The organism is Pseudomonas sp. Irchel s3b2 (assembly GCF_900187445.1).
GTDB lineage: Bacteria > Pseudomonadota > Gammaproteobacteria > Pseudomonadales > Pseudomonadaceae > Aquipseudomonas.
Genome location: NZ_FYEB01000018.1, coordinates 1 through 23,685 on the forward strand (window position 1 = coordinate 1; position 23,685 = coordinate 23,685).

A 23,685-nucleotide genomic window follows, 5' to 3' on the forward strand; every position below is an offset into this window, starting at 1 on the left:
AAGGCCAGTTTGAAGTGAACCTCGAAGACGACATCGTCGCCGCGTGCCTGATGTGCCGCGACGGCCAAGTCATCCGCAAAAACGCCTAAGCAGGGATTCAGACGATGGAAGAGCTTATCTCCCCCGGTATCTACAACCTGATCATCTTCGTGCTGGCGATTTATGTCGGTTATCACGTGGTCTGGAACGTGACACCTGCACTGCACACGCCGTTGATGGCGGTGACCAACGCCATTTCGGCGATTGTGATCGTCGGCGCCATGCTGGCGGCGGCGCTGACCGTGACCCCATTGGGCAAGACCATGGGCACCCTGGCCGTCGCACTGGCAGCGGTCAACGTGTTCGGTGGCTTCCTGGTCACCCGTCGCATGCTTGAGATGTTCAAGAAAAAAGCCCCGAAAGCCGTAAAAGAAGAGGCGCCCAAGTAATGAGCATGAATTTGGTAACGACGCTCTACCTGATCGCGTCGATCTGCTTCATCCAGGCCCTCAAAGGCCTGTCGCACCCCACCACGTCGCGGCGCGGCAATGTCTACGGCATGCTCGGCATGGCGTTGGCGATCCTCACTACCGTGGGCCTCATCTATAAGCTGGGCGCTGAGCTTGCTACTGCCGGTATCGGTTACGTCATCGTGGGTCTGCTGGTCGGCGGCACTGCCGGCTCGATCATGGCCAAGCGCGTTGAAATGACCAAGATGCCGGAACTGGTCGCTTTCATGCACAGCATGATCGGTATGGCCGCAGTGTTCATCGCTATTGCGGCGGTGGTCGAGCCGCAATCCCTCGGCATCGTTAAAAACCTGGGCGATTCGATTCCGGCGGGCAACCGTCTAGAGCTGTTCCTCGGCGCGGCCATCGGTGCAATCACCTTCTCCGGTTCGGTGATCGCGTTTGGCAAGCTGTCGGGCAAGTACAAGTTCCGTCTGTTCCAGGGCGCACCAGTACAGTTCAGCGGTCAGCACAAGCTGAACCTGCTGCTGGGCCTGGCGACGCTGGCACTCGGCATTACTTTCATGCTGACCGGCAGTCTCAGCGCTTTCGCGCTGATGCTGGCTCTGGCCTTCGTGATGGGCGTGCTGATCATCATCCCGATCGGCGGCGCAGACATGCCCGTCGTGGTGTCGATGCTCAACAGCTACTCCGGCTGGGCAGCGGCGGGTATCGGCTTCTCGCTGAACAACTCGATGCTGATCATTGCCGGCTCGCTGGTGGGCTCGAGCGGTGCGATCCTCTCGTACATCATGTGCAAGGCGATGAACCGCTCGTTCTTCAACGTGCTGCTCGGCGGTTTCGGCAACACGGCAGATGCCGCTGGCCCGGCAGGCTCCAAAGAAGCTCGCCCGGTGAAATCCGGTTCGGCTGACGACGCCACCTTCCTGCTGACCAACGCCGACACCGTGATCATCGTTCCGGGCTATGGCCTGGCGGTGGCTCGCGCGCAGCATGCCTTGAAAGAGCTGACCGAGAAGCTGAGCCACCGCGGCGTGACCGTGAAGTATGCCATCCACCCGGTTGCGGGTAGGATGCCTGGTCACATGAACGTGTTGCTGGCCGAGGCCGAAGTGCCTTACGACCAAGTATTCGAGATGGAAGACATCAACTCCGAGTTCGGCCAGGCCGACGTGGTGCTGGTACTCGGCGCCAACGACGTGGTCAACCCGGCGGCCAAGAACGATCCGAAATCGCCGATTGCCGGCATGCCGATTCTCGAAGCGTTCAAAGCCAAGACCATCATCGTCAACAAGCGCTCGATGGCCAGCGGCTATGCCGGTCTGGACAACGAGCTGTTCTACCTGGACAAGACCATGATGGTTTTCGGCGATGCCAAGAAAGTCATCGAAGACATGGTTAAAGCCGTCGAGTAAAACCCTTCGGCAACCTGAACGCCCCGACTCGTCGGGGCGTTTTTGTTTGTGGCTGTTACCGATCCTGTAACGGTGTTTTGCTTGAAAGGCCCAGAATAGACGCCTCAAATGCGACCTTGGTAGCGGGACGGAGGCTCATCAAATTCACTAGACTGCGCACCTTGCTTCCGTTGCCCCGAGAAAACAATTATGTACCGTGACCGTATTCGCTTGCCTTCGTTGTTGGACAAGGTGATGAGCGCCGCCGACGCTGCCGCTCTGATTCAGGACGGCATGACCGTCGGCATGAGCGGCTTTACCCGAGCCGGCGAAGCCAAGGCCGTACCTCATGCACTGGCCGAGCGCGCCAAGGTCACGCCGCTGAAAATCACCCTGATGACCGGTGCCAGCCTGGGCAACGACCTCGACAAACAACTGACTGAAGCCGGCGTACTGTCGCGACGCATGCCGTTCCAGGTGGACAGCACCCTGCGCAAGGCGATCAATGCCGGCGAAGTCATGTTCATCGACCAGCACCTGTCGGAAACCGTAGAGCTGCTGCGTAACCAACAACTCAAGCTACCGGACATCGCGGTGATCGAAGCCGTGGCAATCACCGAGCAGGGCCATATCGTGCCGACCACCTCGGTAGGCAACTCGGCCAGCTTTGCGATTTTCGCCAAGCACGTGATCGTCGAGATCAACCTGGCTCACAACCCGAATCTCGAAGGTCTGCACGACATCTATATCCCGACCTACCGGCCGACCCGCACGCCTATTCCGCTGGTGAAGGTCGACGACCGCATCGGCAGCACCGCCATCCCGATACCGGCAGAAAAAATCGTCGCGATCGTGATCACTAACCAGTCCGACTCTCCATCCACTGTCTTGCCACCCGACAGCGACACACAGGCCATCGCTGACCACCTGATCGATTTCTTCAAGCAAGAAGTGGCTGCTGGGCGCATGACCAACAAGCTCGGCCCGCTGCAAGCCGGTATTGGCACTATCGCCAATTCGGTGATGTGCGGCTTGATCGACTCGCCGTTCGAAGAACTGACCATGTACTCCGAAGTGCTGCAGGATTCGACTTTCGATCTGATCGATGCTGGCAAGCTGAGCTTTGCTTCGGGCAGTTCGATCACCCTGTCGAGCCGGCGCAATGCCGATGTATTCGGGAACCTGGAGCACTATAAGGACAAGCTGGTGCTGCGCCCTCAGGAAATCTCGAACCATCCCGAAGTGGTGCGGCGCTTGGGCATTATTGGCGTCAACACTGCCCTGGAATTCGACCTGTACGGCAACGTCAACTCCACCCACGTCTGCGGCACGCGGATGATGAATGGCATCGGCGGCTCCGGCGATTTCGCGCGCAATGCGCACCTGGCGATCTTTGTCACCAAGTCGATCGCCAAGGGTGGCGCGATTTCCAGCGTGGTCCCCATGGTCAGCCACGTCGACCACACAGAACATGACGTCGACATTCTCGTGACCGAGATAGGTTTGGCCGACCTGCGTGGCCTGGCACCGCGTGAGCGCGCCCGGGTCATCATCGACAACTGCGTTCACCCGGACTATCGACCAGCCTTGAATGACTACTTCACTGCCGCTTGCGCAGTCGGCGGGCATACCCCGCACATTCTTCACGATGCCCTGAGTTGGCACATAAACCTGGAAGAAACCGGGCGCATGCTGGCGGAGTAATTGATACAGATTGCAGCTGACGCAAACACAGTTTCGTCAGCTCGCGGTGATAACACTCCACCACGCAAAAAACTGTACTGCTGTACCGGTCTTTTCCTACGGCATCTGCCTACCTTTTTCGTTGAAATGATCAAAAACGCACCTAATCAGTGCGAACAGGTACAGTTGCCTCAATTTCGACCAGTACACCGCCATTTAACAGTTAACTGGTCTCTCACAATACAGGTGAACTGTATCTACAGAGACTGGCCAAACGAGAGGATCATTGGCATCAGTTAAACCACTACCTAATCCCGCCATAAGCGGAAGGATGAAAACCATGGAACGTACACTCAGTTCCGAACTGTTCTTCGAAGACACCGCTGCAAAAACCCAGGCTTCCATGCCCCTGCGCGTTCTCGCCAACCTGATGCTGTGGCAGCGCCGCATTACCAGCCGCCATCAACTGGCTCGTCTGGATTCGCGTCTGCTGGCTGACGCCGGGATTAGCGAAGCACAACGCTACGAAGAGCTGAGCAAGCCGTTCTGGCGCTAAGTTAGCGTCGCTGGCTCTGATCCTCCGGATCCACCGCCAGCACCCCGAATTGAACAAACAAAACCCGTCGTGGGAAACCACGACGGGTTTTGTCATTTTGGAGCTTCAATTGAGTCGTACAGACGAGACAGTCACAATATAGGTACAGATTCAAAATAACCAATATTTAACCAGTACAATTTTATTGGACTGTTCTAATCGATATGCACAGGCCTAATATCCAGATAGAACGTGGCGAACGCTTTACAACAGGCGTCTGATCCTGTGCCACTTCTCAATCGGTTTATCCAAAGGAGCTTCTCTATGTCCCGTCTTCGTCTGCTCAGCGCTGCCGCCTTGCTTATCGTGGCTGCCAATGCCCATGCCACCAGTTTCATCGTGACCACCGATTCCATTGTTGGTGGGCTGAAGTCCTCTTCCGACGCTACTTCGGACATCTCGTCTTCCTTTCGCGACGACAAAATCGTCCGTGCTGCTCGTGACGATGCCGCCAGCTTCGTCGCTAGTGAAGGTGCCATTCGCGGTGTGAAACTGGAAAGCGCACTCGACCACATCCGCCAGCAGACTCCACAACTGAATGCGACCGACGCACAGCTGGCCCAGGCCATCCTGACGATCTAAGCGACAGCTTTGACGCGGGACACGCCCGTCGTGTCCCAATGTTTCGGCGCTGGCTCTAGCCCGGGCATTGCGCTAGCCTTGGGACTCGCTTTCAGCTATCGAGTCTCATGCGTTTTCTTTCCAGTCTTTCGATCACTGTGGTTTTTCTTGCGGCTTGCTGGTCGGGTTCGGCCCATGCCTTCGATGCTTTCAACTTGTCTACGCAAGGCACCGTAGCCAGTGGTTATGCCACCAGCATGGTGACCTCCGCGCCCTTCGACCATAAACTGCTGATCGCCGCCCGGGATGACGCTGCCGCGTTCATTGCCAGTGACGGCCAACTGCGAGGAGCGCAACTGGAGTCCGCCTTGATTTACCTGCGCCGGACCCAGCCGAAACTTCATGCCAGCGACCTTGAACTGGCACAGGCAATTCTCGTCCAATAGTTATCCCTTGTTCCTCCGGAGTCGTTCCATGCGTAGCCCGCTGATTGCTGCCACCCTTGGCCTGCTGTTGTTGGCCGACGTGGCCCAGGCGCACACCCTGGTAGCCACCAGTAACATCATTATTCGTGCCTCCGAGCGCACGCTCGATTTCACTTCCGACACCACCACGTCCATTCGCGATTCGAAGATTGTCCGTGAAGCTCATGACGATGCGGCCAGTTTCGTCGCCAGCGACGGTGAAATCCGTGGCGCACACCTGGAAGCGGCCTTCGACACCTTGCGCACCCGCGTACCGGAAGCCCGCGACGCCAGTGATCAGGTTCTCGCCGAAGCCATCCTCGCACTGTGAAGTCCCTAGGCGTCTGGTTGCTGGCCGGGGTCGTGTTGCTGCTTGGCAACACGGCTCAGGCCGGCCTGCAATTACGGCTCAAGACCGACGGTCTGAGTCCCGCGCAACAACAGGCTAGTCAGGCGCTGCTCGATGAAGCCATGCAGGCGTTACCGCCGCGTTTCATCGAGCAACTGGACCGGCGCATTGATGTCGGCTGGACCGACGACATGCCGAGCGATGCTTATGGTCAGGCGTCGCTGGTGTCCGAGCTCGACCTGAATCGCAATCTGCTCGCCAGCCTCACCAACGGCAGCGCCGCGACCCAAAAAACGTATCGTCCCCACGGCACCGTGCGCCGGGAAATGCTCGCCACAGTGTTGCACGAGCTCACCCACATTTATGACCGTGCGCGCCTCTGGCCAGCCGCCGAGCGCACGCTGATCCAGCGTTGCAAGCAACGCAACAGCAGCTCCGGGCTGATAGGCATCCCCGATCAATGCCGTGGGCAGACGGAGCGACGCTGGACCCTCAGCGATGACCCTCGTCTGCTGGATTTGGCCGGCTGGCCGCAATACGTCGGCCGGCGTGGCGAGCGCGAACAGCACAACCGGCAGATTGCCCGCAGCCCGGACATTTACGAGACGAGCAGCCCGAAGGAGTTCGTCGCGGTCAACATGGAGTACTTCCTCCTCGACCCAAGCTATGCCTGCCGTCGTCCTGCGCTGTATCGCTACTACAAAGAACATTTCGGCTGGGCGCCCGCCGCCAAAGACACGTGCACCCAATCATTTGCCTTCCTCAATGCGGGTAACGATTTCGCCAAGCAGCCCTTGGGTCAGGTCGATCCGGAACGGGTTTACGCTGTTGATTATCTGCTGGCTGAAGCCAACCAGAACTGGGTCAGCCGCTGGGGCCACAGCATGTTGCGACTGGTGATCTGCGCACCAGGTCGGCCTCGTGGGCCGGATTGTCGACTGGATCTGGATCAGCATCTGGTGCTGTCCTACCGCGCCTTTGTCGGTGACGTACAGCTGTCGAGCTGGGATGGGCTGGTGGGCAAATACCCGTCGCGCCTGTTTGTCTTGCCATTGGCCCAAGTGATCGACGAATACACCAAGACTGAATTGCGCAGCCTGGCCTCGGTGCCGCTGAACCTGTCGCGCAACGAAATCGAAAACGTGGTGGAACACGCCGCTGAGATGCATTGGGGTTACGACGGCAACTATTTTTTCCTGTCCAACAACTGCGCGGTAGAAGGCCTGAAATTACTGCGCAGCAGCACCAACAATGCGCAATTGGTCGGCCTCGACAGCATCATGCCCAACGGCTTGCTGGAAGTGCTCAAAGGCCGCGGGCTGGCAGACACCAGCGTGCTCGACGACCCTCGTGAAGCGTTGCGCCTGGGCTATCGCTTCGACTCCTTCCGCGAGCGTTATCAAGCGATGTTCGATGTGCTGAAGAAGCACTTGCCGATCAAGCAGGACAAGGTCGAGGACTGGCTATCCTTGAAAGCTGAAGAGCGCCGCAAATGGATTGACCAGGCTGACTTGCGCACCAGCGCGGCGTTGCTGCTGCTGGAGCAGGCCAGTTTCCGTCAGCAGATGGTGTTGGCCCAGGACGAAGTGAAGCAACGCTATCTGGGCGCTCGGGAATTGAACAAGGGTGGTATGGACAAGGCCAATGCCACCTTGCAGCAGATTCTCGCCAATAGCGGCTTCCTCAGCCGCCCGGCGGAACTGCTCGGCACCACTGGGGGATATGGTTTGCCGCAACCGAACGAGTGGACGCGTCTGGAGTCGGAAAGCAACCTGCGCCAGAAGCAGCTGCAGGCGCTGACCGGGGATCTCGACAAGGAAGTGAGAGCGTTGCTCGAACCGAGTCGTGCCGCCGAGATGGCCGCCAACGAAGCCAACCTGAAGCAGGTTGGCGAACATTTGCGCAAGTTGCACAAGGCTGCGGGTGGGTTGGAATTGCCCTGAAGCATAAGACCCCGAGAGAGCAAAATCCTCTGTGGCGAGGGAGCTTGCTCCCGTTCGACGGCGAAGCTGGCGCGATAGGGTGCCTGGTCGATTTTGGGGCCGCTTCGCGCCCCAGCGGGAGCGAGCTCCCTCGCCACAGTGGGTCGCCTGATTGCTTAGCTGTGGGTCAATACAAAACCCCATCAAGAATCTCATAAACAATCCCGGTGCCTACGGCGATCAGCACCATATCGCCGCCCGCACGACGCCACTCATAACCCGGGTAATACGGCAGCCGGCCCAACGCGCGGTTATCCAGGCGTTCGCCGTAATAGCCGTGAGGCAACGGCCGGCCACGAACCAGATGAACGCCTGGAGGTGGCGGCGCACCGCGTACGAAATAACCATGGTTATCGTGGATGGTCTGGCGCACCGGGCCGAAGTCCCGGGGTGGACCGCCGCGACGATTATCCTGCGGGCCACGGTGATCGTCGCCACGATTGTCACCGCGGTTATCGTAATGGCCCTGCTGCGGCCCGCCGCGATCGTGATCGTCGCGCTGATCGGCGCTCACATGCAGCAACGGGGTCGCACTGAGCATCAGCACGCCCAGGCTGGCAATTAGACGTTTCGGCATTTTCATCAGATCTTTCCTCACAGCCATACAGCAAAAAGGGCTTCAGAACGTAGTCCTGAAGCCCTCGGTCTTGCTGTTTAGTCTGTGCCGCGAAGCTCTAATTCCTCTGTATCAGGATCTTTACCTTCAGCTGACCCGCGCTTTACGTACGCCGTCAGACAAGGCTGCGCACAGGCTGAGTACACCCTCCACAGCCTGATCCGGCGTCGAGGCATTGGCGATGTGATCGATCAGTGCCGACCCCACCACCACACCGTCAGCCAGACGCGCGATGGATGCTGCCTGCTCCGGTGTACGAATACCAAAACCGATGCTGATCGGCAGATCGGTATGGCGACGCAGACGGGTGACGGCTTCTTCGACATGTTCCAGAGTCGCCGCGCCCGCACCGGTCACACCCGCCACCGACACGTAGTAAACAAAGCCGGAACTGCCGTTCAATACAGTCGGCAAGCGCACGTCATCAGTCGTCGGAGTGGTCAGACGGATGAAGTCCAGCCCCGCCGCCTGTGCCGGGTCGCACAGCTCGGCGTTATGCTCCGGCGGCATGTCGACCACGATCAGGCCATCGACACCGGCCTCTTTGGCTTCAGCGATGAAGCGAGGTACGCCGTACATGTGAATCGGGTTGAAGTAACCCATCAGCACCAACGGCGTCTCGTTATTGCCTTCGCGGAACTCGCGAACCATTTGCAGGGTTTTCGCCAGGTTCTGTTTGGCGCCCAAGGCACGAATGTTGGCCAGTTGAATCGCCGGGCCATCAGCCATTGGATCGGTGAAGGGCATGCCCAACTCGATCACGTCGGCACCTGCTCCCGGCAAGCCTTTGAGGATCGCCAGAGACGTGTCGTAATTCGGGTCGCCGGCGGTCACGAAGGTCACCAGGGCGGCGCGGTTCTGTTCCTTGAGTTCGGCAAAACGCGTTTGCAGGCGGCTCATCAGTGTTTCTCCTGCTTGGATTGCTCTTGTTGAGAGTGTTCCATGTGGTGCATCACGGTCTGCATGTCTTTGTCGCCACGGCCGGACAGATTGACCACCATCAGGTGATCTTTCGGCAACGTCGGTGCGCGTTTGAACACTTCGGCCAGGGCATGGGCGCTTTCCAGCGCAGGAATAATCCCTTCCAGACGACAGCATTTGTGGAACGCGTCGAGGGCTTCATCGTCGGTCACCGAGGTGTACTGGACGCGGCCGATATCATGTAACCAGGCGTGTTCCGGGCCGATGCCTGGATAGTCGAGGCCGGCGGAAATCGAGTGGGCGTCGATGATCTGGCCGTCGTCGTCCTGCAACAGGAAAGTACGGTTGCCGTGCAGAACACCCGGTACGCCGCCGTTCAGGCTGGCCGCATGCTTACCGGTTTCGATGCCGTAACCGGCGGCTTCGACGCCGATGATCTCGACGCTCTTGTCATCGAGAAACGGGTGGAACAGGCCCATGGCATTGGAACCACCACCGATGCACGCCACCAGGCTGTCTGGTAGACGGCCTTCCTGGGCTTGCAACTGCTCACGGGTTTCCTTGCCGATCACAGCCTGGAAGTCGCGAACCATGGCAGGGTACGGGTGCGGACCGGCGACGGTGCCGATCAGGTAGAAAGTGCTGTCGACGTTGGTCACCCAGTCACGCAGGGCTTCGTTCATCGCGTCTTTAAGGGTACCGGTACCGGCGACCACCGGGATCACTTCGGCGCCCAGCAGCTTCATGCGAAACACGTTGGCTTGCTGACGTTCGATGTCGGTGGTGCCCATGTAGATCACGCAATCGAGACCGAAACGCGCGGCCACGGTGGCGGTCGCCACGCCGTGCATGCCAGCGCCGGTCTCAGCGATGATGCGTTTCTTGCCCATGCGCCGCGCCAGCAGGATCTGGCCGATGCAGTTGTTGATCTTGTGCGCGCCAGTGTGGTTCAGCTCTTCGCGCTTGAGGTAAATCTTCGCGCCGCCACAGAACTCAGTAAGACGCTCGGCGAAATACAGCGGGCTTGGACGTCCGACGTAATCTCGCTGGAAGTAGGCCAATTCTTCTTTGAACGCCGGATCTTCCTTGGCCGCTTCGTATTCACGGGCCAGATCGAGGATCAACGGCATCAGGGTTTCGGCGACGTAACGGCCACCGAACGCGCCGAACAGGCCGTTGGCGTCAGGGCCGTTGCGCAGATTAGTCTGGGTCATGGGGCGCTCCAGTTGTATTCGAGAGGTGACGATGGGGTTCACTCTACCCCTGACATCCGGCACTGAAAACCGATAAGATCGCCGAAACCTGTCAGGAAAACTCACAGATCCCATGAGCCACGACCTTCCGCCGCTGAACGCCCTTCGCGCCTTCGAAGCCACTGCCCGCCTCAACAGCGTCAGTCAGGCCGCCGAACAGCTACACGTCACTCATGGGGCGGTCAGCCGGCAACTCAAGGTACTGGAAGAACACCTCGGCGTGAGTCTGTTCATCAAGGATGGACGCGGCCTGAAACTCACAGATGCCGGCGTTCGTTTGCGCGATGTCAGCGGTGAAGCCTTCGAGCGATTACGCAGCGTTTGCGCCGAATTGACCCAAAGCACCGCCGATGCGCCATTCGTGCTCGGCTGCTCGGGTAGCTTGCTGGCGCGCTGGTTCATTCCGCGTTTGGGGCGGCTCAATGCGGACCTGCCAGATTTGCGTTTGCACCTGTCGGCTGGCGAAGGCGATCTCGATCCACGGCGGCCCGGCCTGGATGCTTTGCTGGTGTTTGCCGAGCCGCCATGGCCGGCGGATATGCAGGTCTACGAATTGGCCAGCGAACGCATCGGCCCGGTCATGAGCCCACGATTCGTCGGCTGCGAAAGGCTGCAGAATGCACCAGCTCACGCGCTGCTGACCGAACCCTTGCTGCACACCACCTCACGTCCGCAAGCCTGGCCGAGCTGGGCACAGCAAAGCGGTCTCGACGCCAAGGCGCTGAAGTATGGTCAAGGGTTCGAGCATTTGTATTACTTGCTGGAGGCGGCAGTGGCCGGGCTGGGTGTGGCCATCGCGCCCGAGCCACTGGTGGCCGAGGATTTGAAGGCCGGTCGCCTGGTTGCGCCATGGGGTTTCTGTGAAACCCCGGCGCAACTGGCGTTGTGGCTACCCAAGCGCGCCGCGGACGGGCGCGCTCGGCAATTGGCGCAATGGCTTAAAAACGAACTGCGCCAGACACCTTAATTACCGCGCTTGCACAGCAGGTAAGCTGCCAGAAGACCCAGCGCACCGACTGCGACGCCGGCTGTAGTCCAAGGGTGTTCCTGGGCGTAGTCGCGAGTCGCGATCCCGGTTTCACGGGTTTTGACCTTGACCTCTTCATAGGCATCGGAGAGCAGATGACGCGAATGTTTCAGCGCGTTTTCGGCGTTGATTTTCAGCGTTTTAAGCGTTTTACGCGACTCGTCCGAGGCGTCGTCCTTCAGGCTTTCCAACGATTTCAGCAGACTCTCGATCTCGGCTTCCATGCTTTGCAATGAGGCTTTGCGTAACGAGGTATTGGCCATGGTGGCTCTCCTGCATTGTTTGAGTTGCGTGTGTTGGTTGGGACTTCAGGGGTTCGAGAAAGTGCAGTAAATCTGAACTTCCATCTGGATTGGTCGACAGAAGAAATAAGAAAAATCACTGCTAGGCTGTATTTCACACCCTTAGGAGAACGCCATGACTGACCATCACACCTACAAGAAAGTCGAGCTGGTTGGCTCATCCACCACCAGCATTGAAGACGCCATCAATAATGCCCTGGCCGAAGCCAACAAAAGCCTGAAGTACATGGAATGGTTTGAAGTGACCGAAACCCGTGGGCACATCAAGGACGGCAAAGCGGCACACTTCCAGGTGACGCTCAAAGTCGGATTCCGGATTGCCAGTAGCTGAGCTTAAGCTAGTCTTCTGAACTTGCGCGCCGGCCGAATGCCATAGGGAATGGCAAAGCGCTACGCGGTGAGTGCGTCCGGCCGATAGCTGGATGCCCTCCCCCTATTGATCCGACCAGGGAGTGCAACCCATGAAGAAGTTTATTTTGGCGCTAGGTCTGTTGAGCCTTGCGGGAACAGCCTTTGCCCAAGGCAAGTCGTGTGATGAGCTTAAAGCCGAAATCGCAGCGAAACTGGATGCCAAGGGTATTGCCAATTACACACTGGAGATCATCGACAAAGGCGCTGCAGCTGACGGAAAAGTCGTCGGCACCTGTGAAAAAGGCTCCAGGCAAATCATCTACAAGCAGGGCTGACCGCCCTCGAAAATGAAAAGCCGACGCAATGGCGTCGGCTTTTTTGTGGGTGCGGTTTGCGTTTCAGCCCTTCATGACCTGCGCCAGCAACTCATAGGAGTGCAGGCGATCGGCATGTTCGTACAGGTCACAGGTAAAAATCAGCTCATCGGCCTGAGTCTGTTCGATCAGCACTTCCAGCTTGGCGCGAATCTTCTGTGGGCTGCCGACCATGGCCAGGCCAAGGAAATCACCGACCGCTTCTTTCTCATGGGGCAGCCACAGGCCGTCCATGGTCTTCACTGGCGGGCGTTGCACCAGGCTCTGGCCACGCATCAACGCGAGAATCCGCTGATAGACCGAAGTGGCCAGGTAATCAGCCTGCTCATCGGTGTCCGCGGCCACCAGTGGCACGCCGAGCATCACATAAGGCTTATCCAAAACCGCGGAAGGCTTGAAGTGGTTGCGGTAAACGCGAATCGCCTCATGCATGAAGCGCGGTGCGAAATGTGAGGCGAAGGCGTAGGGCAAACCGCGCTCACCGGCCAGTTGGGCACTGAACAGGCTCGAACCCAGTAACCAGATCGGGACGTTGGTGCCGGTACCCGGCATGGCAATGATCCGCTGGTCCGGCGTGCGTGGACCGAGGTAGCGCATCAGTTCGGCCACGTCTTCCGGGAAGTCGTCGGCACTGCCGGAGCGCTCACGACGCAAGGCGCGGGCGGTCATCTGATCGGAGCCGGGGGCGCGCCCCAGGCCCAGGTCGATCCGCCCCGGGTACAGACTTTCAAGGGTGCCGAACTGCTCGGCGATCACCAGTGGCGCGTGATTGGGCAACATCACGCCACCCGAACCGACACGAATGGTCGAAGTGCCGCCAGCCAAATAGCCCAGCAGGACCGAGGTCGCCGAACTGGCGATCCCGTCCATGTTGTGGTGCTCGGCAACCCAGAAGCGGTTGTAGCCGAATTTTTCGACGTGCTGCGCCAGATCCAGGGAATTGTGCAGGGACTGGGCCGCACTGCCGTTCTCCCGAACGGGCACTAGATCGAGGGTCGAAAACTTGATATCAGACAGTCGTTTCATAAACCTGCTTCTCCAATGGGTAAGCAGGTTTTTTCACGAACGAAAACCTGCCGAGTCTATAAGCGTGTTCTCTGCAATGAGGGCATATACCCGAGTTTCAATAGAAGACACCAAATTCCTACACAATTAGAGGACTGATCGGATGAGGTGAACTTTGCCTGACGGTCTATCCTCAGAACCCTGGTAACCGAAAACCACGAAGGCGCGACGTTTCGCGCCGGATCTTGAGGAGGCAGACATGGCTATCACAAAGAAAGCATCGGCTCATTGGGAAGGTGATCTGAAAACCGGTATCGGCTCGATTTCCACCGAAACCGGTGTCCTTAGAGAAGCGCCCTACGGCTTCAAGGCCCGTTTCGAAGGGGGTAAAGGCACCAATCCGGAAGAGCTGATCGGCGCGGCTCACGCGGGCTGTTTCTCCATGGCGTTTTCAATGATTCTCGGCGAGGCCAACCTTAAGGCTGACAGTATCGACACCAATGCCGAAGTCACCTTGGACCAGGTAGACGGTGGCTTTGCAATCACAGCGGTAAAACTGATTCTCAAGGCGAAAATCCCCGGCGCGACCCAAGCGCAATTCGAGGAACTGAGCAACAAGGCCAAAGAAGGCTGCCCGGTGTCCAAAGTGCTGAATGCGAAAATCAGCCTGGATGCGACGTTGGTCAGCTGATAATGGGTTGATACGTTAGCGGGTAAAAGATCGCAGCCTTCGCGGGCTCCCTTCCGCAGGTTGCGGTCTTTTTTTGCCCTGAAACATAACCTGACAGACAAAATTGTGGTCGAATAAATGACAGCAGCTTCAGCGCATCACCATGCGCGCTGCCTCAAGGGAGCTTCAACCATGAAACGTTTTGCCTTGGCAGTTATCTGTTGCACGCTGGCCACATCGGCCCTCGCGGCACCGAAATCCTGTGAGGAACTCAAGGCCGAGATCGAAGCCAAGATCCAGGCCAATAACGTCACGTCCTACACCCTGGAAATCGTCACCAATGACGAAGTGCACGATCAGAACATGGTCGTCGGCTCATGCGAAGGCGGCACCAAGAAAATCATCTACCAAAAAAATGACCGCTGATCTGCCTCACATAACGCAGTTGGCCAATCGATCTTCAGCAACGATTTCCCGCTTGGCGTTGTACAGCCGGGCGCTGGGGGTGAACGCTATAGAACGCGCTTCCAGCAGATAACGCTGTCCGGCCTCGAAATGGTCGTAGTTGATGGTCAAGTAGCAAAGTCGCTCCAGCGGAGCACTCATCAATCCCGAACCACCACCCATCACTTCAAAATCGAAACGGACTCTCAGCTCATGGCTACCCGGGGTGACCTGGAAGTAACGCCCATCGCTCAGCCGCTGGTTATCCAGCCGATCGGCCATCAGCAATTTACCGCCAGGGCTTGGTGTAGCGAAGTCGACCCAGGCCATCTGCGGATCGACCGCCGGCAACGGACTCGCGCAACCGGCAAAGGCGCCAGCAGCGAGTAACAGCAACAACCTGCGCATGATGAATATCCCAAGGACGGGTCATTCAGCATAGCGCTGATCAGGTGCGCTGGCAGCCTGCCGGTGTGCCCTGCCCAATCACTTTGCGCTGTTGATCATAGAGCTTGGCCCACGGCCGAAAGCCGATATTCCCCGCTTGCAGCTGATACCGCTGACCGGCGTTGAAGTCCTTGAATTTCACATTCAACTGACAGTCGCGCCATAGTGGCTCGGCGTCGGGGCCAATGTTGGTCGGCTGGACAGCAAACAAGTAGCGAACTGTCAGCTCATGGCTACCGGGCTGCACCTCGAAGTAACGCTTGTCGATGGAAGCCTTGTCATCGACTTCTACCGCTTGCAGCGCGGTGTCTTCCTGCCGTGAATCCAGATCGATCCATGCCTGCGAAGGATCAGGGGTGGGCAATCCAGCACAACCGGCCAGCATCAGCAGGCCTCCCGTCAGCATCAACTTGCGCATAGCGGAGCTCCAATAGGCGGGATAGTCTTGCGGGCAGACTTTCCAGGGATGATTCATTTTGATCAGGCCGCGTCCAAGCCTCGGGTTACTTGATCGCGTTTTACGCATTTTGTTTCCGGGTGTGTTTCTTTTGTTGCTCAATGGCTGCGCCAGCGTCAGCTATTACGGCCAATTGGCCAGTGGTCAGCTGCAGTTGTTGCGGGCACGGGAGCCGGTTTCCAGTGTGATTGCCGATCGCGGCCGCGATCAGCAATTGCGCGCGCATCTGGCCCAATCACAAAAGGCCCGAACATTCGCCAGCCAACGTCTGCACCTGCCGGACAACCAGAGCTACCGCCTGTACGCCGACATCGGCCGACCGTTTGTAGTCTGGAACGTCTTTGCCACGCCGGAGTTTTCGCTGAAGCCACAGAGCCATTGCTTCCCCGTCGCCGGCTGCGTCGCCTATCGCGGGTATTACAGCCAGAGCGCTGCCCGCGGTGAGGCCGCGTTGCAACGATTGCAAGGTATGGACGTGTCAATTGGCGGCGTCGAGGCCTATTCGACGCTCGGTTGGTTCAACGACCCGATCATGAGCTCGATGATGGGTTGGGGCGACGAACGGTTGGCGACGCTGATTTTTCACGAACTCGCCCATCAACGTTTTTATGTGAAAGACGACACCGAGTTCAACGAGTCCTTCGCCACCTTCGTCGAGCAGGAAGGCACTCGGCAATGGCGTGCATTCCGAGGCATGCCACCGGACAACGGAGCTTTGGAGCAGCAACGCGATCAGTTCATCCAATTGGTTCTGGACGCCCGCAAGAGGCTGGAACGGCTTTACGCCCTGCCACTGCCTGCCGAGCAAATGCGCGAGCGGAAAGCGGCAGAGTTCGAACAATTGCGCCGTGAATACCGCACGCTACGCGACAGCCAATGGGCTGGGAACAAACGCTACGATGCCTGGATCAACACCCCGATGAACAATGCTCGACTGCTCCCGTTTGGTTTGTATGACCAGTGGGTGCCGGCGTTTGCCGCGTTGTTCGGGCAGGTCGATGGGGATTGGGTGAGGTTTTATGCGGCGGTGGAGAGGTTGGGCGCGTTGCCGGTTGAGGATCGTAAGGCGGCGTTGAAGGTGTTGGCGGGATCAAAGAGCCCTGGCGGCTGAGCGGGCCTCTTCGCGGGCAAGCCTCGCTCCTACAGATGATCGAAGCCCCCCTGTAGGAGCGAGGCTTGCCCGCGAAGGCGTCTTTGAATGTCACAACCAAATTGCATCCCACAACGGATAGTCCCCAATCTTCTCTACCAGTCCCGCTCGCAACGGATTGGCGACGATGTATCGAGCAACTGCCTGCAAATCTTCTTCCTTGCGAATGGCGCGATCATGATAGCCATGCTGCCAAACCGGACCTTGACGTCGAATCGAGCGATTGACCGTCACTGCAATCCGGGATTTGGTACGGGCCATCAATGTAGGTAGTTGAGTATTTTGTAACTCAATCAGCCAATGAAAATGATCAGGCATCACTACCCAGGCTAACGATGTTGCAAACCCTTCTCGCTCAGCCGTTCTAAAAGCATCGACCACCAGACGCCCATTCTTGAAGTTGCGAAACAACGGTTCTCGATTCAAAACCACCGCAGTCACCAGGTAAATCTGCCCGGACTCCGAATATCGCCAGGTGCGCAATCGATGAGCATGTTTGAGCTCTGGCAATGATGATCCTCCTTGATCGTGGCCGGAGTGTTAAGGCTAGGACGATAAGAAGGGATTGGAGTGATGACTTTTACTCAGGATGTGTCTGGGGGGACGCCTTCGCGGGCAAGCCTCGCTCCTACAGGGGCCTTCGATCATCTGTAGGAGCGAGGCTTGCCCGCGAAGGCAATTCAACTAACGCTGCAAAAACGCCTGATGCAACTCATCCAGCGTCTCGAAGTGATACGCCGGTGCTTCTGCGCTCAACTCCTCTCGGCTGCCAAACCCATAACCCACCGCCGCCGCATCCAGTCCATTGCTGCGAGCGCCGATCAGATCGTGTTTACGATCGCCAATCATCAGGGTATTGGCCGGGTCCAGGCCTTCTTCGCTCATCAAGTGCGCAATCAGCTCGACCTTGTTGGTCCGCGTGCCGTCCAGCTCACTGCCGTAAATCACTTTGAAATGCTTGGCGAAGTCGAAGTGCCGGGCGATTTCCCGGGCGAAAACCCACGGCTTGGAGGTCGCGATGTACAGCTGTCGCCCTTGCCCGCCGAGGGTTTCCAGCAGCGGCGTGACGCCGTCGAACATGCGGTTCTCATACAGGCCGGTGACCTTGAAGCGCTCGCGATAGAAGTTCACCGCTTCCCAGGCCTTGGGCTCGTCGAAGTCGTAGAACTGCATGAATGCCTGCAACAGCGGCGGGCCAATGAAATGCTCGAGCCTGGTCAGGTCCGGCTCATCGATCCCCAGTTTGCTCAGGGCGAACTGGATGGAGCGGGTGATGCCTTCGCGCGGATCGGTCAGCGTGCCATCGAGGTCGAACAGTACGGTTTGGTAATGCATGAAAATTCCTGAGCAATAGCGAGACACTTTCCGTTATCAAGCGAATTAGAGCTGGTCGTAGCCTTCGGCCAGATGCAGGTCCTTGAGCTTCACGTAGTTCGCCGCACTGTAGGTGAAGAAGGCTTTTTCCTTGTCAGTCAGCGGCCGGATCTGTTTCACCGGGCTACCGACATAGAGGAAACCGCTTTCCAGGCGCTTGCCCGGGGGGACCAGGCTGCCAGCGCCGATGATCACATCGTCCTCGACCACCGCACCGTCCATGACGATGCTGCCCATGCCGATCAGAATCCGGTTGCCCACGGCGCAACCATGAAGCATGACTTTATGCGCGATGGTCACATCGTCGCCGATCAGCAGCGGGAAGCCATCAGGATTGAACGGCCCGGCGTGGGTAATGTGCAGCACGCAGCCGTCCTGCACGCTGGTGCGCGCACCGATCCGGATGCGATGCATGTCGCCGCGGATCACTGTCAGCGGCCAGACGGAGCTGTCTTCGCCGACTTCGACGTCGCCGATCACCACTGCCGAGCCGTCGACAAAGGCGCCTTTGCCCAGCAACGGCGTGTGGTTCTGATACTTGCGAAGGGTCACGATAGGCTCTCTCTCTTTTGCTGATAGCTGCGGTCGGCGTCGATTGTAATTAAGATGTGGCTTTGTTTCTTCCAGCATGTTTCTTCCCGCATGTTTTCCAGCCAAGGTGCCAACCGTGAGCGTGAACAACCCTCTTCTGCAGTCCTACGACCTGCCGCCGTTCTCGGCGATCCGTGCCGAACACGTGCAACCGGCCATTGAAAAGATCCTGGCTGACAACCGCGCCGCCATTGTCGACATCCTCAAAACCCAGGGCAAACAACCGACCTGGGCCGGCCTGGTGCTGGCGATGGATGAGCTCAATGATCGTCTGGGCGCCGCCTGGAGCCCGGTCAGCCATCTCAATGCCGTGTGCAACAGTGCCGAGTTGCGCGAAGCCTACGAGTCCTGCCTGCCGGCCTTGAGCGCCTACGCCACCGAGCTGGGCCAGAACCGTGAACTGTTCCAGGCCTATGAAGCGCTGGCCAACAGCCCTGAGGCTGCCGGTTTCGACGTGGCGCAGAAAACGATCCTGGAACACGCCCTGCGTGACTTCCGTCTGTCGGGTATCGACCTGCCTGCGCCTGAGCAAAAGCGTTACGCCGACGTGCAGAGCAAACTGTCGGAGCTGGGCAGCCGCTTCTCAAATCAATTGCTCGACGCCACCCAGGCCTGGACCAAGCATGTCACCGACGAAGCCGCCCTCGCCGGTCTGACCGAGTCGGCCAAGGCGCAAATGGCCGCCGCCGCACAAGCCAAAGACCTCGACGGCTGGCTGATCACCCTGGAATTCCCGAGTTACTACGCGGTGATGACCTACGCCCACGACCGCGCCCTGCGTGAAGAACTCTACGCCGCTTATTGCACCCGTGCGTCGGACCAAGGCCCGAATGCCGGTCAGAATGATAACGGCCCGGTCATGGAAGAGATCCTCGACCTGCGTCAGGAGCTGGCAAAACTGTTGGGCTTCACCAGCTTCTCGGAGCTGAGCCTGGCCACCAAAATGGCCGAGTCCAATGATCAGGTGCTGAGTTTCTTGCGCGACCTGGCAAAACGCAGCAAGCCGTTCGCTGCCCAGGATCTGCAACAGCTCAAGGCCTATGCTGCCGAACAGGGTTGCCCGGACCTGCAAAGCTGGGACAGCGGTTTCTACGGTGAAAAACTTCGCGAACAGCGCTACAGCGTCGCCCAGGAAACCCTTCGCGCGTACTTCCCGATCGACAAGGTTCTGGGTGGGTTGTTCAGTATCGTCCAGCGCCTATACGGCATCGAGATCGCCGAGCTGAAAGGCTTCGACACCTGGCATACGGACGTCCGCCTGTTCGAAATCAAGGAAAACGGCCAGCACGTCGGTCGTTTCTTCTTCGACCTGTATGCCCGCGCCAACAAGCGCGGCGGTGCCTGGATGGACGGCGCTCGCGATCATCGCCGCACAATCAATGGCGTGCTGCAAAGCCCGGTGGCGAATCTGGTGTGCAACTTCACTCCGGCTGATAGCGGCAAACCGGCCCTGTTGACCCATGACGAAGTGACCACCCTGTTCCACGAATTCGGTCACGGCCTGCATCACCTGCTGACCCGCGTCGAGCACGCGGGCGTGTCCGGCATCAATGGCGTGGCCTGGGATGCGGTCGAGCTGCCAAGCCAGTTCATGGAAAACTGGTGCTGGGAACCGGAAGGTCTGGCGCTGATTTCCGGTCACTACGAAACCGGCGAACCGTTGCCTCAGGATCTGCTGGAGAAAATGCTCGCAGCGAAGAACTTCCAGTCCGGGCTGATGATGGTCCGCCAGTTGGAGTTCTCGTTGTTCGACTTCGAATTGCACGCGACCCACGGCGACGGTCGCAGCGTGCTGCAAGTGCTCGAAGGCGTGCGCGACGAAGTCTCGGTCATGCGTCCGCCGGCCTACAACCGCTTCCCCAACAGCTTCGCTCACATCTTCGCCGGCGGTTATGCGGCGGGTTACTACAGCTATAAGTGGGCAGAAGTATTGTCGGCCGATGCCTTCTCGAAATTCGAAGAAGACGGCGTGCTCAATGCCGAGACCGGTCGTGCCTTCCGTGAAGCGATCCTGGCGCGGGGTGGTTCCCAAGAGCCAATGGTGCTGTTCGTCGACTTCCGTGGCCGTGCACCTTCGATTGACGCACTCTTGCGCCACAGCGGCCTGAGTGAGGACGCGGCAGCATGAGTGAGGGACCTGTGATTACCAAAAAACGCTTTATCGCCGGGGCGGTCTGCCCGGCCTGCAGCGAGCCGGACAAGTTGATGATGTGGAGCGAAGACGCAGTTCCGCATCGCGAGTGCGTGGCCTGCGGTTATTCCGACACGCTGAATGAACAAGGCCTGTCGGTGCCTAAGGAATTGGGTACGCGAGTCAATACTTCGGCACTGAAAGTGCCGGATGCCAAGGTTCAGGCCGTGCAGTTTTTCCCGAACCCCAAGTTGAAGAAAAAGCCTGACTGACCGAAGCGTGTGCTGAAATCACCTTCCATTGCGCAATGCAGTGGGAGGTGGCGCTACTCGGCATGGCCCGTCTTGAACCAGCGGCTCTTCATCGAACACATGGCTACTGGGTGACCGCTCAGGGAAAAGCCTGGATATTCGCATTCAGATTCAGCCCGGAACGGTCAAAGGTCGGTGAGCCGGTTGTCAAATAATCGTGGATCCAGTGATTTGCGCACTAAGCCAGACTGGATTTTATTTATTTAACATCAACTTTCTTACAGGCCTTGATCAAGGATTGACAATACTGACGTACGCTTTGGCCAAGGCCAAAAGTTTGGTCTTATCGTCGGCATCAATGTCACCGTCGCCATCCACATCTTTACTCATATTGCCGAGACGAAAAGACTGCCCCCCATCATTCGAAGACGCAATGATCATGGTGGAATCAAGCAGATTCACCGTTTTTACAGACTTATCAGCATCCCAGCTGTCCTCTTTCAATGCGAACTGCATCGATACAAGTACTTCATTGGGATCGACAATGGTGGGGCCAAGCTTTTGCAGAAAAATGCCACGACGATTAAAAAACGACATAATTAATTCCTTTTAAAGTAATGTTCCTGTTTATTCTTGCAGCGACAAAATAATACCGACACTTTCATTTTATCAGCGAGCGCTTATATGTATCCGTTAGTTGCCTGCTGGTATTGCCCATTCCTAAAAAACGAATAGGTGCCGAACGGCACTGGTCGGCCGAACCGTCTGGATATACTGTATGTACATACAGCTATCAGGATTATCCAATGCACACGCCATTGCCACCTCGCGGCCGCGGCACCGCGACCAACCTGCACAACCGCTTCGCACCGAGCCGCTCGGTAGCCGAAGATGACGGCTGGTATCAGGAAGCGCCCGTCACCCAAGGCACTGAAGTGCGCATCGAGACGGCGAAAACCATCATCACCCGTAACAATTCGCCGGATTTGCCCTTTGATCGTTCGATCAATCCCTATCGTGGCTGCGAACACGGCTGCATCTATTGCTATGCGCGGCCCAGCCATGCCTATTGGGACCTGTCACCGGGGCTGGACTTCGAAACCAAGCTGATCGCCAAGACCAACGCCGCCGATGTGCTGGAAGAGCAGCTGTCCAAGCGCGGCTATCAATGCGCGCCGATCAACCTGGGCTCCAACACCGACCCTTATCAGCCCATCGAGCGCGAACACAAAATCACCCGCAAAACCCTGGAAGTGCTGCTGCGTTACCGCCACCCGGTGACGATCATCACTAAAGGCTCGCTGATTCTTCGCGATCTGGACTTGCTGGCCGAACTCGCCGAGCAAAGGCTGGTGGCAGTGATGATCAGCCTGACCACGCTGGATGACGAACTCAAACGCATCCTCGAACCGCGCGCGGCGGCGCCCAAGGCACGACTGCGAGCGATCCGGGTGATGCGCGAAGCCGGGATTCCGGTGGGTGTTTTGTGTTCACCGATGATTCCAATGATCAACGACAGCGAACTCGAAAGCCTGCTCACCGAAGCCCATGCGGCCGGAGCACAAAGCGCGGCCTACATGATGTTGCGCTTGCCGCTGGAAGTGGCGCCGCTGTTCGAAGAGTGGCTGGCCGCCCACTATCCTCAACGTGCAGCTCATGTGTTGAGCCTGATCCGCCAAAGCCGTGGTGGCGAGCTCTACGACAGCCGGTTTGGCGCACGAATGCGCGGTGAAGGGCCATTTGCCGACCTGTTGGCGCAACGCTTCGCCAAAACCATCAAGCGCCTGGGGCTCGATCGTCGGAAAGATTTCAATCTGAATTGCGAAGCCTTTTGTCCGCCGGGTCGCCAAATGTCGTTGATTTAAGGACAATTAGCCCTATGGTTGAGTAGAGGAAATGATACAGCGCGTTTAGGCTGGTCACGTTTCTTGTGACCTGGAACACTCGTTCTAGAGCGTTTTAATTCAGTTTGAGTTAAGTTTCGACGGCTACCTTGTTCATCGAGTGACTGACGGGTCTGGCTTTTCGACCTGGATGTTTTTTATACAGCCACTGGCTTCATACCGGACAAAACGGGAAAATTCCCTGACTCCGCCAAAGAGGATGAATCATGAGTGACAAGGATAAACAGCCTTTGGCTGCGTCGGCTTCAGCCCAACCCGAGGCGGAAACCGCCGATGCAGCGCTGCAGCATATCGTTGACGGCTTTTTGCACTTTCATCACGAGATCTTTCCGCAGCAGGAAGAACTCTTCAAAAAACTCGCCACGGCCCAGCGGCCTCGGGCGATGTTCATCGCGTGTGCCGATTCACGCATCGTTCCCGAACTGATTACCCAAAGTGCCCCCGGCGACCTGTTCGTGACCCGTAACGTCGGCAACGTCGTGCCGCCTTACGGGCAAATGAATGGTGGTGTTTCCACAGCCATCGAATACGCGGTGCTGGCCCTCGGTGTGCATCACATCATCATCTGCGGGCACTCCGACTGCGGCGCAATGCGCGCGGTACTCAACCCGCAGAGCCTGGAAAAGATGCCGACGGTCAAGGCCTGGTTACGGCATGCCGAAGTGGCAAAAACCATGGTCCAGGACAACTGCAACTGCATTGACGAAAACGAAAGCATGCACATCCTCACTGAAGAGAATGTGATCGCTCAGTTGCAGCATTTGCGCACGCACCCGTCGGTGGCCTCGCGTATGGCCAACGGTCAATTGTTTATCCATGGTTGGGTTTACAACATCGAAACCAGCGAAATCAAAGCTTACGATGCGGATCAGGGTTGCTTCCTGCCGCTCGATGGCAGTCATCCGATTCCGGTGGCGACGCCCAAAGCGCGCTTCTAAAT

Annotated in this window: 30 protein-coding genes; 19 read left to right on the plus strand and 11 right to left on the minus strand. The window is 58.0% G+C overall.

Features of this window, described 5'->3' with window-relative positions:
- The 9 genes from CKW20_RS30025 to CKW20_RS25635 all read left to right on the plus strand — a co-directional run.
- Positions 1–89, plus strand: an 89-nt coding sequence (locus CKW20_RS30025; RefSeq protein ID WP_256585110.1) for a hypothetical protein, incomplete at its 5' end; no start/stop codon positions are given.
- A gap of 15 nt (positions 90–104) precedes the next feature.
- A complete protein-coding gene (locus CKW20_RS25600) occupies positions 105–428 on the plus strand; it encodes an NAD(P) transhydrogenase subunit alpha (protein WP_003187010.1) in 324 nt (107 codons plus the stop codon).
- Positions 428–1,864: an NAD(P)(+) transhydrogenase (Re/Si-specific) subunit beta gene (locus tag CKW20_RS25605; protein ID WP_095055372.1), complete on the plus strand. Its 1,437-nt coding sequence runs from the start codon at positions 428–430 to the stop codon at positions 1,862–1,864. The genes CKW20_RS25600 and CKW20_RS25605 overlap by 1 nt, the downstream gene beginning before the upstream one ends.
- A gap of 189 nt (positions 1,865–2,053) precedes the next feature.
- Positions 2,054–3,547: an acetyl-CoA hydrolase/transferase family protein gene (locus CKW20_RS25610; RefSeq protein WP_095055373.1), complete on the plus strand. Its 1,494-nt coding sequence runs from the start codon at positions 2,054–2,056 to the stop codon at positions 3,545–3,547.
- A 319-nt stretch (positions 3,548–3,866) separates the two neighbouring features.
- Positions 3,867–4,082 (plus strand): DUF1127 domain-containing protein, encoded by a 216-nt coding sequence (locus CKW20_RS25615; RefSeq protein WP_095055374.1) that lies wholly within the window; start codon positions 3,867–3,869, stop codon positions 4,080–4,082.
- Between the two features lie 303 nt (positions 4,083–4,385).
- Positions 4,386–4,703: a DUF2388 domain-containing protein gene (locus CKW20_RS25620; protein WP_095055375.1), complete on the plus strand. Its 318-nt coding sequence runs from the start codon at positions 4,386–4,388 to the stop codon at positions 4,701–4,703.
- Between the two features lie 107 nt (positions 4,704–4,810).
- Positions 4,811–5,128 (plus strand): DUF2388 domain-containing protein, encoded by a 318-nt coding sequence (locus CKW20_RS25625; protein WP_095055376.1) that lies wholly within the window; start codon positions 4,811–4,813, stop codon positions 5,126–5,128.
- A gap of 28 nt (positions 5,129–5,156) precedes the next feature.
- Positions 5,157–5,477 (plus strand): DUF2388 domain-containing protein, encoded by a 321-nt coding sequence (locus CKW20_RS25630; protein ID WP_095055377.1) that lies wholly within the window; start codon positions 5,157–5,159, stop codon positions 5,475–5,477.
- Positions 5,474–7,438 carry a DUF4105 domain-containing protein gene (locus CKW20_RS25635; RefSeq protein WP_095055378.1) on the plus strand — a complete coding sequence of 655 codons (1,965 nt, stop codon included), beginning with the start codon at positions 5,474–5,476 and terminating at the stop codon, positions 7,436–7,438. The genes CKW20_RS25630 and CKW20_RS25635 overlap by 4 nt, the downstream gene beginning before the upstream one ends.
- A 166-nt stretch (positions 7,439–7,604) precedes the next feature.
- Here the strand turns inward: CKW20_RS25635 and CKW20_RS25640 are convergent, their stop codons facing one another.
- The 3 genes from CKW20_RS25640 to trpB form a co-directional block, all read right to left on the minus strand.
- The gene (locus CKW20_RS25640; RefSeq protein ID WP_095055379.1) at positions 7,605–8,060 is read right to left on the minus strand and encodes an anti-virulence regulator CigR family protein; all 456 of its coding nucleotides are present in this window, start codon (positions 8,058–8,060) and stop codon (positions 7,605–7,607) included.
- 120 nt (positions 8,061–8,180) lie between these two features.
- Positions 8,181–8,993 carry a tryptophan synthase subunit alpha gene (gene trpA, locus CKW20_RS25645; RefSeq protein WP_095055380.1) on the minus strand — a complete coding sequence of 271 codons (813 nt, stop codon included), beginning with the start codon at positions 8,991–8,993 and terminating at the stop codon, positions 8,181–8,183.
- Entirely contained in the window at positions 8,993–10,228 is a 1,236-nt protein-coding gene (gene trpB / locus CKW20_RS25650; RefSeq protein ID WP_007902766.1) for a tryptophan synthase subunit beta, read from the minus strand. Before trpB ends, trpA begins: the two co-directional genes overlap by 1 nt.
- Positions 10,229–10,340: 112 nt before the next feature.
- Between trpB and CKW20_RS25655 the strand changes: the two genes are divergently transcribed.
- Positions 10,341–11,234: a LysR family transcriptional regulator gene (locus tag CKW20_RS25655; RefSeq protein WP_095055381.1), complete on the plus strand. Its 894-nt coding sequence runs from the start codon at positions 10,341–10,343 to the stop codon at positions 11,232–11,234.
- Here the strand turns inward: CKW20_RS25655 and CKW20_RS25660 are convergent.
- Positions 11,231–11,557 carry a YqjD family protein gene (locus CKW20_RS25660; RefSeq protein ID WP_007902771.1) on the minus strand — a complete coding sequence of 109 codons (327 nt, stop codon included), beginning with the start codon at positions 11,555–11,557 and terminating at the stop codon, positions 11,231–11,233. The genes CKW20_RS25655 and CKW20_RS25660 overlap by 4 nt on opposite strands.
- Positions 11,558–11,711: 154 nt before the next feature.
- On the opposite strand from CKW20_RS25660, the gene CKW20_RS25665 reads away from it, so the two are divergent.
- Both CKW20_RS25665 and CKW20_RS25670 read left to right on the plus strand, forming a co-directional pair.
- Positions 11,712–11,927 (plus strand): dodecin, encoded by a 216-nt coding sequence (locus tag CKW20_RS25665; protein ID WP_007902773.1) that lies wholly within the window; start codon positions 11,712–11,714, stop codon positions 11,925–11,927.
- A gap of 130 nt (positions 11,928–12,057) precedes the next feature.
- The gene (locus tag CKW20_RS25670; RefSeq protein WP_095055382.1) at positions 12,058–12,282 is read left to right on the plus strand and encodes a DUF1161 domain-containing protein; all 225 of its coding nucleotides are present in this window, start codon (positions 12,058–12,060) and stop codon (positions 12,280–12,282) included.
- Positions 12,283–12,345: 63 nt separating this feature from the next.
- Here CKW20_RS25670 and CKW20_RS25675 read toward each other — a convergent pair whose 3' ends face one another.
- Entirely contained in the window at positions 12,346–13,347 is a 1,002-nt protein-coding gene (locus CKW20_RS25675) for an LLM class flavin-dependent oxidoreductase (protein WP_095055383.1), read from the minus strand.
- Positions 13,348–13,585: 238 nt separating this feature from the next.
- Here CKW20_RS25675 and CKW20_RS25680 point away from each other — a divergent pair, with 238 nt between their 5' ends.
- Entirely contained in the window at positions 13,586–14,017 is a 432-nt protein-coding gene (locus CKW20_RS25680; protein ID WP_038980307.1) for an OsmC family protein, read from the plus strand.
- 171 nt (positions 14,018–14,188) lie between these two features.
- Complete coding sequence (locus CKW20_RS25685; protein WP_030129631.1) at positions 14,189–14,422, plus strand: DUF1161 domain-containing protein; 234 nt, start codon at positions 14,189–14,191, stop codon at positions 14,420–14,422.
- 6 nt (positions 14,423–14,428) lie between these two features.
- Here the strand turns inward: CKW20_RS25685 and CKW20_RS25690 are convergent, their stop codons facing one another.
- Positions 14,429–14,848 (minus strand): hypothetical protein, encoded by a 420-nt coding sequence (locus CKW20_RS25690; protein ID WP_095055384.1) that lies wholly within the window; start codon positions 14,846–14,848, stop codon positions 14,429–14,431.
- Between the two features lie 40 nt (positions 14,849–14,888).
- Complete coding sequence (locus CKW20_RS25695; protein ID WP_095055385.1) at positions 14,889–15,305, minus strand: hypothetical protein; 417 nt, start codon at positions 15,303–15,305, stop codon at positions 14,889–14,891.
- Positions 15,306–15,363: 58 nt separating this feature from the next.
- Between CKW20_RS25695 and CKW20_RS25700 the strand changes: the two genes are divergently transcribed.
- Positions 15,364–16,455 (plus strand): aminopeptidase, encoded by a 1,092-nt coding sequence (locus CKW20_RS25700; RefSeq protein ID WP_095055386.1) that lies wholly within the window; start codon positions 15,364–15,366, stop codon positions 16,453–16,455.
- A gap of 90 nt (positions 16,456–16,545) precedes the next feature.
- Here CKW20_RS25700 and CKW20_RS25705 read toward each other — a convergent pair whose 3' ends face one another.
- The 3 genes from CKW20_RS25705 to CKW20_RS25715 all read right to left on the minus strand — a co-directional run bounded on the left by CKW20_RS25705 (position 16,546) and on the right by CKW20_RS25715 (position 18,420).
- Positions 16,546–17,004: a transposase gene (locus CKW20_RS25705; RefSeq protein ID WP_095055387.1), complete on the minus strand. Its 459-nt coding sequence runs from the start codon at positions 17,002–17,004 to the stop codon at positions 16,546–16,548.
- A gap of 174 nt (positions 17,005–17,178) precedes the next feature.
- Positions 17,179–17,829, minus strand: coding sequence for an HAD family hydrolase (locus tag CKW20_RS25710; RefSeq protein ID WP_095055388.1), 651 nt, complete (start codon positions 17,827–17,829; stop codon positions 17,179–17,181).
- A 45-nt stretch (positions 17,830–17,874) separates the two neighbouring features.
- The gene (locus CKW20_RS25715; protein ID WP_095055389.1) at positions 17,875–18,420 is read right to left on the minus strand and encodes a gamma carbonic anhydrase family protein; all 546 of its coding nucleotides are present in this window, start codon (positions 18,418–18,420) and stop codon (positions 17,875–17,877) included.
- Positions 18,421–18,496: 76 nt separating this feature from the next.
- Between CKW20_RS25715 and prlC the strand changes: the two genes are divergently transcribed.
- Positions 18,497–20,587: an oligopeptidase A gene (gene prlC / locus CKW20_RS25720; protein ID WP_176466961.1), complete on the plus strand. Its 2,091-nt coding sequence runs from the start codon at positions 18,497–18,499 to the stop codon at positions 20,585–20,587.
- Positions 20,584–20,862: a YheV family putative zinc ribbon protein gene (locus CKW20_RS25725; RefSeq protein WP_095055391.1), complete on the plus strand. Its 279-nt coding sequence runs from the start codon at positions 20,584–20,586 to the stop codon at positions 20,860–20,862. The genes prlC and CKW20_RS25725 overlap by 4 nt, the downstream gene beginning before the upstream one ends.
- Before the next feature lie 270 nt (positions 20,863–21,132).
- Here the strand turns inward: CKW20_RS25725 and CKW20_RS25730 are convergent, their stop codons facing one another.
- Complete coding sequence (locus tag CKW20_RS25730; protein ID WP_095055392.1) at positions 21,133–21,438, minus strand: hypothetical protein; 306 nt, start codon at positions 21,436–21,438, stop codon at positions 21,133–21,135.
- Positions 21,439–21,647: 209 nt separating this feature from the next.
- Here CKW20_RS25730 and CKW20_RS25735 point away from each other — a divergent pair, with 209 nt between their 5' ends.
- Both CKW20_RS25735 and CKW20_RS25740 read left to right on the plus strand, forming a co-directional pair.
- Complete coding sequence (locus CKW20_RS25735) at positions 21,648–22,706, plus strand: PA0069 family radical SAM protein (protein ID WP_095055393.1); 1,059 nt, start codon at positions 21,648–21,650, stop codon at positions 22,704–22,706.
- Between the two features lie 245 nt (positions 22,707–22,951).
- Positions 22,952–23,683 carry a carbonic anhydrase gene (locus CKW20_RS25740; RefSeq protein ID WP_095055394.1) on the plus strand — a complete coding sequence of 244 codons (732 nt, stop codon included), beginning with the start codon at positions 22,952–22,954 and terminating at the stop codon, positions 23,681–23,683.
- Positions 23,684–23,685: the final 2 nt, after the last annotated feature.

Bases quoted from the DNA above. Each gene is read 5' to 3' on its own strand.
- CKW20_RS25600 (WP_003187010.1), top strand. From the start codon at position 105: ATGGAAGAGCTTATCTCCCCCGGTATCTACAACCTGATCATCTTCGTG.
- CKW20_RS25605 (WP_095055372.1), top strand. From the start codon at position 428: ATGAGCATGAATTTGGTAACGACGCTCTACCTGATCGCGTCGATCTGC.
- CKW20_RS25610 (WP_095055373.1), top strand. From the start codon at position 2,054: ATGTACCGTGACCGTATTCGCTTGCCTTCGTTGTTGGACAAGGTGATG.
- CKW20_RS25615 (WP_095055374.1), top strand. From the start codon at position 3,867: ATGGAACGTACACTCAGTTCCGAACTGTTCTTCGAAGACACCGCTGCA.
- CKW20_RS25620 (WP_095055375.1), top strand. From the start codon at position 4,386: ATGTCCCGTCTTCGTCTGCTCAGCGCTGCCGCCTTGCTTATCGTGGCT.
- CKW20_RS25625 (WP_095055376.1), top strand. From the start codon at position 4,811: ATGCGTTTTCTTTCCAGTCTTTCGATCACTGTGGTTTTTCTTGCGGCT.
- CKW20_RS25630 (WP_095055377.1), top strand. From the start codon at position 5,157: ATGCGTAGCCCGCTGATTGCTGCCACCCTTGGCCTGCTGTTGTTGGCC.
- CKW20_RS25640 (WP_095055379.1), bottom strand. From the start codon at position 8,060: ATGAAAATGCCGAAACGTCTAATTGCCAGCCTGGGCGTGCTGATGCTC.
- trpA (WP_095055380.1), bottom strand. From the start codon at position 8,993: ATGAGCCGCCTGCAAACGCGTTTTGCCGAACTCAAGGAACAGAACCGC.
- trpB (WP_007902766.1), bottom strand. From the start codon at position 10,228: ATGACCCAGACTAATCTGCGCAACGGCCCTGACGCCAACGGCCTGTTC.
- CKW20_RS25655 (WP_095055381.1), top strand. From the start codon at position 10,341: ATGAGCCACGACCTTCCGCCGCTGAACGCCCTTCGCGCCTTCGAAGCC.
- CKW20_RS25660 (WP_007902771.1), bottom strand. From the start codon at position 11,557: ATGGCCAATACCTCGTTACGCAAAGCCTCATTGCAAAGCATGGAAGCC.
- CKW20_RS25665 (WP_007902773.1), top strand. From the start codon at position 11,712: ATGACTGACCATCACACCTACAAGAAAGTCGAGCTGGTTGGCTCATCC.
- CKW20_RS25670 (WP_095055382.1), top strand. From the start codon at position 12,058: ATGAAGAAGTTTATTTTGGCGCTAGGTCTGTTGAGCCTTGCGGGAACA.
- CKW20_RS25675 (WP_095055383.1), bottom strand. From the start codon at position 13,347: ATGAAACGACTGTCTGATATCAAGTTTTCGACCCTCGATCTAGTGCCC.
- CKW20_RS25680 (WP_038980307.1), top strand. From the start codon at position 13,586: ATGGCTATCACAAAGAAAGCATCGGCTCATTGGGAAGGTGATCTGAAA.
- CKW20_RS25685 (WP_030129631.1), top strand. From the start codon at position 14,189: ATGAAACGTTTTGCCTTGGCAGTTATCTGTTGCACGCTGGCCACATCG.
- CKW20_RS25690 (WP_095055384.1), bottom strand. From the start codon at position 14,848: ATGCGCAGGTTGTTGCTGTTACTCGCTGCTGGCGCCTTTGCCGGTTGC.
- CKW20_RS25695 (WP_095055385.1), bottom strand. From the start codon at position 15,305: ATGCGCAAGTTGATGCTGACGGGAGGCCTGCTGATGCTGGCCGGTTGT.
- CKW20_RS25710 (WP_095055388.1), bottom strand. From the start codon at position 17,829: ATGCATTACCAAACCGTACTGTTCGACCTCGATGGCACGCTGACCGAT.
- prlC (WP_176466961.1), top strand. From the start codon at position 18,497: ATGTTTCTTCCCGCATGTTTTCCAGCCAAGGTGCCAACCGTGAGCGTG.
- CKW20_RS25725 (WP_095055391.1), top strand. From the start codon at position 20,584: ATGAGTGAGGGACCTGTGATTACCAAAAAACGCTTTATCGCCGGGGCG.
- CKW20_RS25730 (WP_095055392.1), bottom strand. From the start codon at position 21,438: ATGTCGTTTTTTAATCGTCGTGGCATTTTTCTGCAAAAGCTTGGCCCC.
- CKW20_RS25735 (WP_095055393.1), top strand. From the start codon at position 21,648: ATGCACACGCCATTGCCACCTCGCGGCCGCGGCACCGCGACCAACCTG.
- CKW20_RS25740 (WP_095055394.1), top strand. From the start codon at position 22,952: ATGAGTGACAAGGATAAACAGCCTTTGGCTGCGTCGGCTTCAGCCCAA.